The organism is Thalassotalea litorea (genome assembly GCF_005843925.1).
Lineage (GTDB): Bacteria > Pseudomonadota > Gammaproteobacteria > Enterobacterales > Alteromonadaceae > Thalassotalea_A > Thalassotalea_A litorea_A.
This window is the reverse complement of the sequence record NZ_VCBC01000012.1, coordinates 16,291-30,356: the sequence shown is the minus strand read 5'-3', so window position 1 is coordinate 30,356 and position 14,066 is coordinate 16,291. Positions and strand designations below refer to the sequence as shown.

At 44.5% G+C, this 14,066-nt stretch carries 11 protein-coding genes; 6 read left to right on the top strand and 5 right to left on the bottom strand.

What is annotated here, in order from left to right:
• Positions 1-2: 2 nt before the first annotated feature.
• The 5 genes from rsxC to FE810_RS12400 all read right to left on the bottom strand — a co-directional run bounded on the left by rsxC (position 3) and on the right by FE810_RS12400 (position 7,280).
• Positions 3-3,257, bottom strand: a complete 3,255-nt coding sequence (rsxC, locus tag FE810_RS12420) for an electron transport complex subunit RsxC (RefSeq protein ID WP_212744513.1) — start codon at positions 3,255-3,257, stop codon at positions 3-5.
• Between the two features lie 9 nt (positions 3,258-3,266).
• Positions 3,267-3,821, bottom strand: coding sequence for an electron transport complex subunit RsxB (gene rsxB, locus FE810_RS12415; protein WP_138320392.1), 555 nt, complete (start codon positions 3,819-3,821; stop codon positions 3,267-3,269).
• A 2-nt stretch (positions 3,822-3,823) separates the two neighbouring features.
• On the bottom strand, positions 3,824-4,402 hold the full coding sequence (gene rsxA, locus FE810_RS12410; protein WP_138320391.1) for an electron transport complex subunit RsxA: 579 nt from the start codon (positions 4,400-4,402) through the stop codon (positions 3,824-3,826).
• A gap of 404 nt (positions 4,403-4,806) precedes the next feature.
• The gene (locus tag FE810_RS12405; protein WP_138320390.1) at positions 4,807-5,046 is read right to left on the bottom strand and encodes an RNA recognition motif domain-containing protein; all 240 of its coding nucleotides are present in this window, start codon (positions 5,044-5,046) and stop codon (positions 4,807-4,809) included.
• A 326-nt stretch (positions 5,047-5,372) separates the two neighbouring features.
• Positions 5,373-7,280, bottom strand: a complete 1,908-nt coding sequence (locus FE810_RS12400; protein WP_138320389.1) for an EAL domain-containing protein — start codon at positions 7,278-7,280, stop codon at positions 5,373-5,375.
• A gap of 492 nt (positions 7,281-7,772) precedes the next feature.
• Between FE810_RS12400 and FE810_RS12395 the strand changes: the two genes are divergently transcribed.
• From FE810_RS12395 to FE810_RS12370, 6 genes are all read left to right on the top strand, one after another.
• A complete protein-coding gene (locus FE810_RS12395) occupies positions 7,773-8,000 on the top strand; it encodes a FeoA family protein (RefSeq protein ID WP_138320388.1) in 228 nt (75 codons plus the stop codon).
• Positions 8,001-10,226: a ferrous iron transport protein B gene (gene feoB, locus FE810_RS12390; protein ID WP_138320387.1), complete on the top strand. Its 2,226-nt coding sequence runs from the start codon at positions 8,001-8,003 to the stop codon at positions 10,224-10,226.
• Positions 10,192-10,446 carry a FeoC-like transcriptional regulator gene (locus FE810_RS12385; protein WP_138320386.1) on the top strand — a complete coding sequence of 85 codons (255 nt, stop codon included), beginning with the start codon at positions 10,192-10,194 and terminating at the stop codon, positions 10,444-10,446. Before feoB ends, FE810_RS12385 begins: the two co-directional genes overlap by 35 nt.
• Positions 10,447-10,519: 73 nt before the next feature.
• Positions 10,520-10,915, top strand: a complete 396-nt coding sequence (locus FE810_RS12380) for a diacylglycerol kinase (protein ID WP_138320385.1) — start codon at positions 10,520-10,522, stop codon at positions 10,913-10,915.
• A gap of 74 nt (positions 10,916-10,989) precedes the next feature.
• Complete coding sequence (locus FE810_RS12375) at positions 10,990-12,057, top strand: CNNM domain-containing protein (RefSeq protein ID WP_138320384.1); 1,068 nt, start codon at positions 10,990-10,992, stop codon at positions 12,055-12,057.
• A gap of 87 nt (positions 12,058-12,144) precedes the next feature.
• Positions 12,145-14,046 (top strand): protein kinase domain-containing protein, encoded by a 1,902-nt coding sequence (locus tag FE810_RS12370; protein ID WP_246037057.1) that lies wholly within the window; start codon positions 12,145-12,147, stop codon positions 14,044-14,046.
• Positions 14,047-14,066 lie beyond the last annotated feature (20 nt).

The window sequence follows — 14,066 nt, the reverse complement described above, 5'->3', positions numbered from 1 at the left end:
GTTTAGCTATCTGCCTTTTGTTGTTTCTTTGCATCTGCCTGAGCTCTGGCTTTCTTTACCGCTTCGGCTATTTTTGCTTTTTTCTCTTCTGCACTCAGGGTCTTGGATGTTTTTTCTTTGACCTGAGCGTTATTGTTTTTATCGGAAGCTAACGCCGATTCATCAAACAAATCCGCCTGCTTGGCTTTGGTGCTTGTTTTGCGGGTGGCGCTCGCTTTTTGGGTCGCGGCCTTAACCTTAGTCTCAGACGTGGTTGTTCGCTTTCGGGTTACCGCTTTTTTTACCGTGCTCTTGGTTGTTGAGGTTTTGGTTGCGGAGGTTTTAGTTGCTGGGGTTTTCGTTTTTGTCACTTTTTCACTAGCTTGCGCCGCAGTTTGTATGTCTGTCTCAGCGTTTGCGTTTTTATCGGTTGCCGGTTTTACTGTCGACTTTACCGTGGTTTTCTTTGCCGATGATTTCGCAGCAGTTTTTGTTGCGGCTTTTGTTGCTGTTTTTGGCGCCGATTTCGCAGTAGTTTTTGTTGCGGCTTTTGTGTTCGCTTGGTCAGCAGTTTTAGTTACCGCGTTCGTTTTTTTGGTAACGGTTTTAGTCGCTGTACGTGTGTTTTTGGTCGGTGCTTTTTCAGCCGCTTTTTTGGTAACGGTTTTTTCATTGCTTGGCGCGGATGCTTTTTTTGTCACAGCAGACTTTGTCGCAGTTTTGCTAGTCGCTTTTTTCGTTGCCGGCTTCACTTTCGCCGTTGTTTTACTTGCTGCGGTTTTACTGGCAGACGTTTTGTTTGCGGTCGATTTACGCTGAGTTGTTTTTGCCGCGCTTTTCGAAGACGTTGCTTTTGTCTCAGAAACCGTATTCGCGGACACTATTTTTTCTTCACTGCTAGCGGTTGTCGGATTGGCTTTTTCCACATCAACTTTTTGTGATTCGGGTTTTGCCGTCACTGCTTTTTCCGAAGTTGGCTCTTTTGAAACAGGCTCTATTTCGCTGGAAGCCTTATCTAAGTTTGCCTTATTTGCCGCGGCTTTTTTAGCTTTAATACGCGCTATCGCTGCCGCTTTGGCATCCGGTTTATTGTCCGCCTTGGCATCGGTGTTAGTATTTTTTTGTGCGTGAGTATCTTTTAGTGCATGAGTATCTTCTTGCGTTTGAGTCTCAACGGGCGCATTCGCTGCTTTAGGCTCAGTTGTGCTGACAACGTTGGTTTTTGCCGCCGCGGCTTTTTTAGCTTTAATACGCGCTATCGCTGCCGCTTTGGCATCCGGTTTATTGTCCGCCTTGGCATCGGTGTTAGTATTTTTTTGTGCGTGAGTATCTTTTAGTGCATGAGTATCTTCTTGCGTTTGAGTCTCAACGGGCGCATTCGCTGCTTTAGGCTCACTTGTGCTGACAACGTTGGTTTTTTCCGCCGCGGCTTTCTTGGCTTTAATACGCGCTATTGCTGCCGCTTTGGAATCGACTTTTTCACCCTCAGGTTTGTTATCCGATGGGCGTTTTACCGTTTCTGTGTATGTAGCGTCCGTAGCGTTTGTCGCGCTCGTATCGTTAGTATCGTTTGGTCGTTGGAATCGACTAATGTCTGCTGCTTTTTCGGTTGTTTTCTGTGCCGCTAGACGTTTTGCTTTGGCTCGGGCAATTGCCGCTGCCGCAGCGCTTTTTACCGAATTTGTTGCTGGTTCTTCGTTAACGGCTGAACTGCCCGCGTTGGCATTATTTTCCGATGCATCTTGCTGTGCTTTTTTCGCTTTAACTCTGGCAAGAGCTGCGGCAACCGCACCCGTTGCACCGCTGCTTTTGGTTTTGTTTTTCCTTGTTTCTGCCGCTAGACGCTGTTTCTCTTCCCGCGCCAGTTTTTCTTTTTCCAGACGCTTTTTACGAGCCTCAAAACGAAGTTTCGCTTTTTCGGCTTTCGCTTCCTGAACTTTTTTCGCTTTAATCTCCGCCTTCGCAACGCGGTAGTACTGCACCAGAGGAATATGACTCGGACACACATAGGCACAGGCGCCGCAATCGATACAGTCTGATAAATTTAACGCTTCGAGCTGATCATAATCTTTGGCCTTGGCACTCCATTGCAATTCTTGTGGCAACAAATTACTTGGGCACACTTCGGCACACTGACCACAACGAATACATTCTATTTCTTTACTCGCCGGGCTAATCTCTCTATTAGTTGGAGCAAGTATACAGTTGGTAATTTTTACGACGGGAACCTGCAAGGAAGGCAAGGTAAAGCCCATCATTGGACCACCCATGATAATTCTTTGTTGGTCATGGTGCTGGTAACCACATTGATCCAGTAAATGCTGCACTTGAGTACCTAACAAGGCCCAGACATTTTGTGGCTTTTTCAACGCAGTACCGGTTACCGTGACAACACGGCGGATCAATGGAATGTCGTGAATTATCGCTTCTGCGATGGCAAATACCGTGGCAACGTTTTGCATGATCACGCCAAGGTCGATGGGCAGAGACCCACTGGGCACTTCTTTACCAATCAAGGCGCTAATTAATTGTTTTTCACCGCCGGTAGGGTACTTGGTAGGGAGAACACAAACCCGCACTTTGTCCAAGTGCTTGGTTACGGTTTTCAGCGCCTGGATTGCCTCGGGTTTATTGTCTTCAATGCCAATTAAAATATACTCAGGTTCGAGCATGTGATCGAGGATTTCAATACCATCGGCTATAGTTGGAGCCTGTTCCCGCATCAATAAATCATCGGCGGTGATGTAAGGCTCACACTCGGCAGCGTTGATGATTAAATACTTGACGCCTGCCTGGCTATTGACCTTAATATTGGTTGGAAAACCCGCGCCACCCATGCCGGCAATACCTGCCTGAGCAATTTTTGCGACCAAATCCGCCTTGCTAAGCTGATGATAATCCGTATTGATTTTTCTTGGCTGCCATTTATCGTCACCGTCAGGCTCAATAATGATGCATAATTCCGCCATCGCAGAAGGGTGGGCAATGCTGGCCTTTTTAATCTCTTTGACGACGCCGGAAGTCGGTGCATGAATGGGCACAGTCATTGGCGTTGCTATCGCGGTTAATGGCTGACCCTTAAGTACTTTATCACCGGGCTTAACCAGAATGTCGGCAACATTGCCGATGTGCTGCTGCACCGGCAGGATCAGGCGCTGAGGTAATGACAGGGGACGTATTGGTTTATCGTTACTGAGAAATTTTTGCTGGGGTGGGTGAATACCACCACTAAAGGAAAAAAACTTATTTTTATCAATACGTTCGATGACAGATTCCATGACTACCTCTTAATCTATCTGAACGACTTCAATGGCATCGAGATCCCATTGCCAGTTCTGTAGTGTTTGTTTAACCGGTACCATCTCAATGCAATCTACCGGACAGGGCTCAACGCAAAGATCACAACCTGTGCATTCGTCGATTAATACCGTATGCATTTGCTTCGCCGCACCTGTAATCGCATCGACAGGACACGCCTGGATACATTTGGTGCAACCGATGCAATCTTCTTCAATAATAAAGGCGACTTTCGGTGTATTGTCCTGCTCGTGGCTTTCATCCATGGGGATGGCATCCACCCCCATTAAATCGGCGATACGTTTTATTGTATCGTCACCGCCCGGGGCACATTTATTAATGGCATCGCCATTGGCGACGGCTTCTGCATAGGGTTTACAACCTGGATAGCCACATTGGCCACACTGAGTTTGTGGCAGTAGGGCATCGATTTGCTCCATTAGCGGGTCACCTTCGACCTTAAAACGCACCGACGCAAAACCTAACAGGGCACCAAACACCACAGCGATAAGGCCAAAAATTAGAAGCGCAATAACAATACTCATGTCTACTTCACCAAGCCTGTAAAGCCCATAAAGGCAAGCGACATAAGACCCGCGGTGATCATTGCAATGGCAGCACCCTGGAAAGGCTTAGGAACATCAGCATTGGCAAGACGTTCACGCATCGCGGAAAACAGGATCAGAACCAAGGAGAAACCCACGGCCGCGCCAAAGCCATAGACAATCGATTGAAAAAAGTTGTGCTGTTCTTGCATATTGAGCAATGCCACACCCAGAACGGCACAATTGGTGGTAATTAATGGCAGAAATATGCCTAACAAGCGATACAGGCTGGCACTGGTTTTATGAACCACCATCTCAGTGAATTGGACCACAACAGCGATCACCAGAATAAAACCCATGGTCGTCAGATACTCGAGGCCAAAGGGTTTTAGCAGGTATGTTGAGAACAAATAACTGAGTAATGATGCTAAGGTTAATACGAATGTCGTCGCAAGGGACATGCCGATGGCGGTTTCAGTTTTGGAAGATACCCCCATAAACGGGCACAAGCCGAGAAACTTAACTAAAACAAAGTTGTTAACTAAAACTGTGCCAACTAAAAGTAATAGATAATCAGTCATTTATCATAAATACATCGAAAAATTACCTTTATTATCCTTGTTTATCTGCGATTTAACAACTTGTAGTTTGTAGGGTTATTTTAGTTGCTGGATTTATGTTCAGAATGGACGGAGTCAGCATGGCTTTCGCTTTATCCAAGAGAGACTTGTTGTGAACGATTTATCGACAATGGTAAAGCGTAAATTCGATAGCAGGGCGCTATTTTCGTTTGTTAAACTCAACGGTAAACGGTAAAAATAATAGGCAAAAAGATAAAAGCGAATGATGAATACATTCGCAATTTTACATAACACCCAGACTGTCAATGTAGACCGGCGTGGCGCTGGCTTAAACTTAACCAGCAAAAATATTCGCAGATGGCGAAGCTGATCTCAATTAATCAAGCGCTTAAGCCGTGTCGTAACTATTTTTGCGCGATTTTCACTCGGATCCTGTTCTTAGCAACCCGAGATTCATGCAGGGCGGAAATAGCCGATTTCGCTTCACTTTCATCAGGCATTTCAACAAACGCAAAGCCTTTGGACTTACCCGTCAGTTGGTCTAATACCAGGTTACATTCAGTAACCGTGCCGTGGGCAGAAAATAAAATACGGATTTCTTGTTCAGTGGTTGAACGGGATAAGTTACGAACTAAAAGTTTCATAATGAGCCATGTGAGAAGTTATATAGGTTAGATTGTCTCATATATCTCAAATAGACCAAGTTATTTCGCCTTTTTAATGGAGAAAGCTTATACCAATCACATTAAATTATTGCTCACTCAGTGAGAATTTAAAGGATTTTAGACAAGGCTTTGCTTGGAACTTGGCAATGATTAGAAAGTCGCTAACGCGACATGCATCGCGAATGGATCAAATGAGAATGAGAATGTAACCCAGCGAGGTGAGGTTGCAAATTAAGTTTGGATTTTATTTGTACAAAGGGTGGCAACAGTTGCCACCCCGGGGCTTAATGGCGTTGTAATTTAGGCTAAATACCTTCCGGCTTACCGATGTAATAACCTTGACAACCGTCCACCAAAATTTCATCAAACGTATGTTTTTCTTCCTGAGTTTCTACGCCTTCGGCCAATACTTTAATGCTCATACGATGGGCTAAATCAATCATCAGGCGCAGGAAGTACTGATTGTTTTTATCGTTTTCAATGCCTCGCGTATAGCTGCCGTCCATTTTGATATAGTCTGGAGATAATTCCCGGAAAAACTTGAACGAGGTAATGCCAACTCCGAAATGCTCCACACAGACTTTAGCACCGGCTCGGTGGATCATATTGATAAAATAGACACTATCTTTGACGTTTTGCTGCAAACCGTATTCACTGACCTCAAAAATCAACCGCGCTGCGATGTCTTTATCTTTCAGCAAACGGCGCTCTAACCAGATAATAAAGTGTTCATCATGAATCGAACGAGAACTTAAATTGATCCCAAAGGATTGCTCAGTCAGGTTTTTATTACGGATTTCCGACAGAACTTTTTCAATCACCAAACGGTCGATCAGGATGATTTTATCCAGTTTTTCCGCCATTGCGATAAAGGACGCCGTGGGCATTTGCTCGCCAGAGGTATTGGTGAAGCGAGCCAGTACTTCGTGATAAATTTTATTGTTGCGGGCATTAGGCTGGATCAATTGTGTTAACAACGAGACATTTTGATGCTCAATAACGTAATCGATTTCTTTGCCCCAGCTCTGGCTACCATAACCAATTGCACTGGTGTCTTCCATATCTTCATAGGATTGAATATACCAGGAGTTCTTGTGCTTGGTTTCGGCGATGCTGATTGCCGTGTCGGCAAGCGCTAATAATTCTCCCAGTGGGCGGCTAATTTCAAAGTTTACGATACCGGTGTAGGCAACCGAATCGATATCAGCCAGCACTTGATATTCATTAAACAAGCCGGTGAGTTCATCCGCATACGTTTGTGACGCTTTTAAGGTGATATTGGGAATAAACGTGGCAAAGTCAGAACCATTTAAGCGAAACAGCGACGCCCCTTCAATGTTCTTAATTTGCCTGCGTAGGATATTACCAACCTGACATAAATAACGGTCGCCTTCCTGATAACCGTGAACCTTATTGATCACCCGTAATTCAGTACAACGGGTAATAAACAATACGCCAAAGCTGCTTCCTCGGGTGTGTTTTGCATAGGCGGTAAAAAACTCGGCAAAACTATTACGGTTCGACAAACCGGTGAGCGAATCCACATAGGCGGTTTGTTTTAATTCTTCGGTATTGGACAAGCGCGTTGCGATAAATTCTTTCAATTGCTGGATCATGGTATTGACCTGATCAAACGCACCGGGTAACTGAAATTGTTCGATGTCCTGTTTATTGTCGATTGCGTGCTTAATTTCATCGGCAATTGCTTTGGAGACTTTTTCTGACGCTTTTCGGTTTGCATTAACCGTCAACTGGCTGGTGAAAATTGTGCCAATAATGACGACAAAAATGGTAAATAAAAGAATAAAAATGCTGAGGGTGTTAAACCAGCCTATCAGTTGATTTTGATTAAGCTGGTAAGTCACGGTTGCGGTTAATGGTTTGGCCGAAACGCGATAAGGTTTTTCTGCATGGATCCAGGAGGCCAGAGTCGGATGGTCAACTTTACGTTTTGTATACGAGCCTACTTCCTGTTTTTGTTGATCAACGACCGTTAACGTATTGTAGTTGTACGCTTTATTTAACAGGGTCGGAAAATGTTCCAGTTCCGAACCTTGAAATGATTTTGCATGGGTTTGTATATGCACCCGATGCTGTTGATGCTGGTAATCCACAAAGCTCTTGAGACCAGAAATGCTAAGAGTGAAAAAACCCAAGAGAAAGATAATGGCAAAAACAACGTTTTTTGCCAGAATTTTTGCGACCGTCGACATGCGAGAATTTCCCCAGTTATTATAGTTTCTCTGCCTTGAACGAATAGTCAGCACTGACTTTTCGAACAATGTTTATACGATATGATTAATGACTCCACAATGCAATATGATTTTTGCTTTGTTTGTGGTGCTAAGTGTACAATTTTATTGCTATTAATGACCTAAAAGGGTGTTAAGGCAACAATCTGCCTCAGTGGATGTTAAATTTTTAAACAGACAATCAATGCATCAATGCCAGTAATGTTATCACTGTGAATATCCGAGTGACTAGCCATGTAGCTTGCTCGGCAAGTATCACAAGGGCGCCAATTTCATCCACAAGCACCATTCATTGCCAATTTTTAGCGTTAATAACCCCGTGCTTTTTTGCAAAAAATACACGGATAAATAACGATGTACAGATTTCTTGTCGTTCTATGTACTCGGGTGAGTTTCAATGTCAGATTTTCTACCGTATAATAAAAATCATTCTCATTAAGGATAAACCTAACCATGACACTAAATCAGGTCAAAGCTGGAGAAAAAGCGATCATCAGTGGTTTTTCTCGGCAACCATCGGTACGAGCCAAACTTATGGATTTGGGATTGATCCCTGGTACCGCTATCACGATGAAGCGCAGTCTTGGGTGGAGTAAAGCGATGCAAATCCATGTGCGCCAGGCAAATTTAATTATACGCCAGTCATTGGCCGAAGATATTCAGGTGAAGGTTGTAAAATAAATGGAGCAAGTATTACTGGTTGGCAACCCCAATGCAGGGAAATCTACACTATTCAACCAATTAACGGGCCTTAGGCAACACGTGGGTAATTTTCCAGGCATTACCGTGGAAAAGAAAACCGGTGAGATGAAAATTGCCAACCGAGAGATTTCTTTGGTCGATTTGCCAGGAGTTTATTCTCTCGTTCCCCAACAGCAAACCTCAGAAGATGAGCGAGTCACACTTAATTATTTACTTGAGCACCCAGCTTCGACTGTCATCAATATTGTGGATGCGACATCCTTAGAGCGCCACCTTTATTTAACCCTGCAGTTGCGAGAACTGGGGCTGCCGATGGTGATGGTGCTAAATAAATGGGATCGCGCCGAGCAAATGGGGCTTGATCTCGATTTAGACAAATTGCAAGAATTAGTCGGTTGTCCGGTGGTCGCGATCAGTGCCAATGATAACGATTCAAGTCAGCACATTGAGCAGGCGTTACTGGAATTTGATGGTGATACGCAAGCGAACCTGCAAGTGTCCTATGACAAACATATTATCGATGCATTAAGTGGTGAAGGCAGCCGGTTTCAGCAATTAAACCGCCTGGTCGCTGAGCAAAGTTCACAAGGTGAATCTGCGACGGATTACGAATTGGATATTGCCTCTTGCCGCTATCAGACGTGTCATAACATCGTTGCAGAAATTGGCAGACATTCTGAGTCTAAACAACACAAATTTACCGAGTGGCTGGATCATTATCTAATGCGCCCATGGGTCGCGCTGCCTTTGTTCTTGTTATCCATGTATTTGATGTTTATGTTCGCCATTAATGTTGGTGGTGCCTTTATCGATTTCTTTGATATTGCTGCCGGTGCATTGCTGGTAGATGGTCTGGCTTATCAATTAAACAGTTGGAATTGGCCAGAGTGGCTGGTGGTCTTACTAACTGATGGGGTTGGAACCGGTATCCAGACCGTGGCGACGTTTATCCCGTTGATATTCTGTCTGTATTTATTTTTAACGGCATTAGAGCAATCCGGATATCTGGCGCGAGCCGCGGTGGTGACCGATAGAATTATGCAAAAAGTTGGCTTACCAGGTTCTGCTTTTGTGCCAATGTTAATGGGGTTTGGCTGTACCGTGCCTGCGGTTATGGCAACACGCACCTTACAGCAAAAGCATGAGCGGGTGCTGGCTGGAGCCATGAGTCACTTTATGGTGTGCGGCGCGCGCTTACCGGTTTTTGCGTTATTTGCGGCGGCATTCTTTTTAGAAAATGCATTGAATGTGGTGTTCTTGCTGTATCTACTTGGCATTGTCGCAGCACTGCTTACCGGTTTAGTCTTTCGTAAAACCGTAACCAAAGGGGAAGGTAGTCCGTTTATTATTGAGTTGCCGCAATATCAGGTACCAAGATTATCGGATTTATGGTTTCGTACCTGGCAACGTTTGAAAGCGTTTGTATTTGGTGCCGGTAAAACGATAGTCATAATGGTGACATTGTTAGGCCTGTTAAATTCATTGGGCAAAGATGGCAGTTTTGGAAATACCGGTACCGACAATTCCTTGTTGGCATCAGCAAGTCAGACATTGACTCCAGCGTTCGCGCCAATGGGTGTGAATGATGACAACTGGCAAGCAACGGTGGGAATATTTACCGGCTTGTTCGCCAAAGAGGTATTAGTGGCAACCCTAAATAGTTTGTATCAGGATCCGGAAAGGGCAGAAGAGGAGTTCTCGCTGTCTGAATCGATGCAAGAAGCCGTTGATTCCATCGGTGATAATCTCATGGGTATTGCCGAGTTGTTGCTCGATCCGTTGGGCCTGACGTCTGCCGATGTGGAGTCCGTACAACAGGCCGCAGAAGATCAAGAAGTATCGATGACAACGATGGAAAGGCTGGCCAGCCATTTTGATGGCAAACATGGTGCCTTTGCCTATCTGTTATTTATTCTTCTTTATTCACCTTGTGCGTCCGCACTGGGCGCCATGGCCCGTGAATTTAATGGCCGCTGGGCATTGTTTGTGGCGTTATGGGCCAGTGCGTTGGCCTATGTTACTGCCAGCCTGTATTACCAGGTGGCAACTTGGCAAGACTGGCAATCCAATGAGTCAGTAACCATTGCTTTGCTGGTGATTTTCAGCCTGATGATATACAAAATTATGGGGTTAAAAGCGGTAAGCGATTGGCTCAACAGTGGGGAAGAGCATGTTAAATCAGATACAAGCCCTGCTTGCCACTAATCAGGTCATGACCGAGCAAGCCTTGGTCAACCAATTAAAAGTGAGTGTCGATGCGTTAGCGCCGATGCTCACCCTGTTGTACAAGCGGGGTAAGATTGAGCCAATAACCGGAGGGGATTGCACCGGTGGTTGTGGTTGTGTCAATGCTAAAATCAGTGCCTGGCAGCTTTGTGCGCCTGATAACAAACCCCTTGGTATTTCAGTCATTAGCCGCCAATAACATTAAGTGTTTAACTAACTCGTTATTTTATCTACAATTAATAATTGGTAATGAATATTCGGATTTTGGTTAAATGGTAACTCCCAACGAATCGGTAAATAAGCCTAATGGACAGGGCATTGAACGCATTTACCGAGCCTTTTTTTGCTCAATGCAAGGTTTTCGAGACGTCTTTAAGTATGAGGCGGCATTTCGCCAGGAGTTGTTGCTTGTAGCGGTGATGTTGCCTTTTAGTTTTGTATTGGCAACCTCCATCGAAAACTGGTTAACATTGATATTCAGCCTGGTGTTCCTATTGTTTGCTGAGTTAGTCAATTCAGCGCTAGAAGCATTGGCCGATAAAGTCTGTACTGACCACGACCCCTTGATTGGCCGCTGCAAAGACATTGGCTCAGCATTAGTATTCGTTGCATTCGCCTGGCTAGTATTTGTTTGGGTGATGAACCTGTACCTATTTATTGTGTCTTAAGGGGTAGTTACATTGGTATATTTGGGGAAACTTTTTGTTCATTCACGAATTAACGGATTAACGGCAGCTTATTAATGACTTTATTAATTGTCTATTTATGTATCGCCATCGGTGTTTCTTTTTTGTGTTCCATCTTGGAAGCCGTACTTTTATCGATTACCCCAAGCTTTGTTGCTGAAGTGCAGCATAAAAAATCTCGGGGTTACCAGCAACTTACTCAGGCAAAACAAAATCTTGATCAATCCATTTCAAGCATTTTGATCCTCAATACCTTTGCCCACACCATGGGCGCAGCCGGCGTTGGTTCGCAAGCACTGCAGGTGTTTGGTGAAAAATGGGAAACGTTAATTGCGTTCTTGCTGACTCTGGCAATTCTTTATCTATCCGAAATTATTCCCAAAACTATCGGCGCCCATTACTGGCGCTCCCTAGCGATACCTTCAGCCATTATTATTAATTTTCTAGTGAAGTTGGTTTATCCACTGGTGTGGATTTCTGGATTCTTAACCCGCATTTTCAGTGGTGCTAAGCAACCATCGATATCTCGAGAAGAGGTTTTAGCGATAACCACTTTAGGACAAAAAGGCGGGACGATTGCCACCCAGGAAAGCCTTTTAGTTCAAAATATCTTAAAGCTCCGCGACGCTAAAACCGAAGATATTCTTACCCCACGCAGTGTGGTTCATGCCTTAAGTGAAGAATGTACCGTAGCTGAAGCGCTGGCCGCAGAGCAAACCGTCTATTTTACCCGTATTCCGATATATGACGGCAGCGTCGATAATATCACCGGTTTGATTATTAAAAATCACCTTTACGAGTCTGAACGACAGGGTAAAGCCGATGTTCGCTTGAAAGATCTGGCATCACCGATACATCGGATTTCCGAAAGCTTCCCTGTGCTTAATTTGCTTGATGTATTTATTAAACGTAAAGAGCATTTGTTTTTAGTTGAGGATCATTTCGGACAGACCGCCGGTATTGTTACGTTAGAGGACACCATTGAAACCATTCTCGGGCGTGAGATTGTTGATGAAAGCGATTCTGTGGAAGACCTTCAACTGTATGCCAAAGCTAACTATCGGTCGCGATTAAAAGCTAAGTTTAACAAGGTTAATGAGTCAGAATCCGACACAGAGGAATAACATTGAGAGGCCCAGGCTTTTTAACGTATTGGCCGCTTTATCGTATTAGCCTCTTTACTTAAATGACACAGGTGCTTAGAGTTGAGTATTCGCGAACAGGATAAGCTACGAGAATGCACCTTGGCAGCAAGCGCCCCAAATAAGAATCTCCAGCATTTTTATATTGCCGAAGAGCAATCGATATATTTGCTGAGCCATAAAGACGCTGAAAAGCTCAAACAATGGATAGAGCTGTGTAAAAGCCAATTACGGCAACTGGGGTATCACAATATTCAGTTGTTAGGCAAAGGCGCCTACGGTTTTGTGTTTTGCGGTGAAGCTGGCAACGGCGACACTGGCGCGGATGATTCGCAAGTGTTCAAATTTTCCCGTATCACCTTGCCACAACATGTGCAGGATCGCCTTGCCGATGAGGCGTTGATGCAATCAACCATCACGCATCCGAATATTCCCAAGTTAGTGGAATATCGAAAAATTAAACGCCAATCGATTTTACAGATGAGCCGAGCGCCGGGTGTGGATATGGAAGTGTACTCCCATCAGCATGGGCCATTGGCTCCGGAGTTGGTGGTTAAGCTGACAATCCAATTGATCAAGATTCTCAACTACCTTAAAAACCCTGCGAATCATCAACAACAAAAGCCTATTGTTCATGGCGATATTAAACCTTCAAATTTGGTATTCGATACACATTCAGAAAAGATCCAGCTAATCGACTGGGGCTCATCCGTCTGGGCGCAAATCGATAATCAAGGCCAGTCAACCACAGCAAGCGTTATGGACTTGATGAGCGGTGATTTACACCATACCAATGCCCGTATGGGGGATATCTATTTTATCGGCGAAGAGCAATTAAACGGCGGCTTGTCTTCGCCGCGCTTTGACGAACAGGGCATGGCAGCAACGCTGTATGCATTGGCTTCCGGACAATCCTGCCGCTATGGCTACAAAGTTATTACCGCTGCATCGCTGGGGTTACCTAAAATCTTAGGTAAGTCTTTGGATGCCATGCTCGGCGATGATCCCGAATTAAGGAAAAAGGCCGGAGATTACCTTTTCTCACAACTGCCGTTGCTGGAAAAGCTGGTTTTAAATCCAAACCCTAAGATTAACCTGATCAAATCGGTGATCCCGGTATGGATAAAACCGAAAGTTGCCCAGATGGATACCGTGGTTTACGGCTCGCGTAAATCGTTTTTGCGGGAATCCTCAGAAAGGGACAAGCTGGTTGATATTGACGATGTGCAACTGGAAAAATATTACAAAAATTTCCTTGTCGGCATGGGGGCTACTGAAAAAGCTTTTATCGCAGCCGTCAGCCGCCTTGCCCGTTACCCAGTGGTCGGCGGTCTTGCCATTCGCTGGGAAAAAGACGGGGTTTATGTCGATTCAAATCTGACTTTATTTGATCAGAGTTTGGAAACTGCCTTTAAATCTGCAGTCAATAATATGGTGACTTTAGCGCAAGGGATATTTCGGGTCGGCATCTTTAAGTCCTGTTTATTTGATGCACGTAACACATTGCACATTGAGCGTAGCGACAGTTCTGTTCCGTTTACCGCGGCGACAGGGCAATTTATTCCATTTGAGGTCAGTAACCTTGATGAGATGGATAAACCTTCAAGGCTCCATTCTTACTTTGAAGACGGCAAAGACCCGGATGAATATCTTCGGTTGCCGGGCAAAATCATGGCCGTTTTGGCGCGCTTGAATAAAATTCATCATACCGGTTGTATCATTTTTGAAGTGTTAGAAAATCATTTGAAAATTCACAGCTACCTGATGCTGTTAAATCATGCCAAGCGCGACGAGTTTGCCCAGTGTCTGGGTGAAATTATTGAACTGCTACCAACCATTAAAGGCGTAGGAATTTCTGGGTTTATGAAACTACCTTATAAAGACACGCGCTTTTTCGAACACATGAATCAGTTACCGGAAAAGTTTTATCCCAAAAACCCCAAACAACAAAATCTAAACAACAAAACCTAAACAAGAAAAGCTAAACAAGA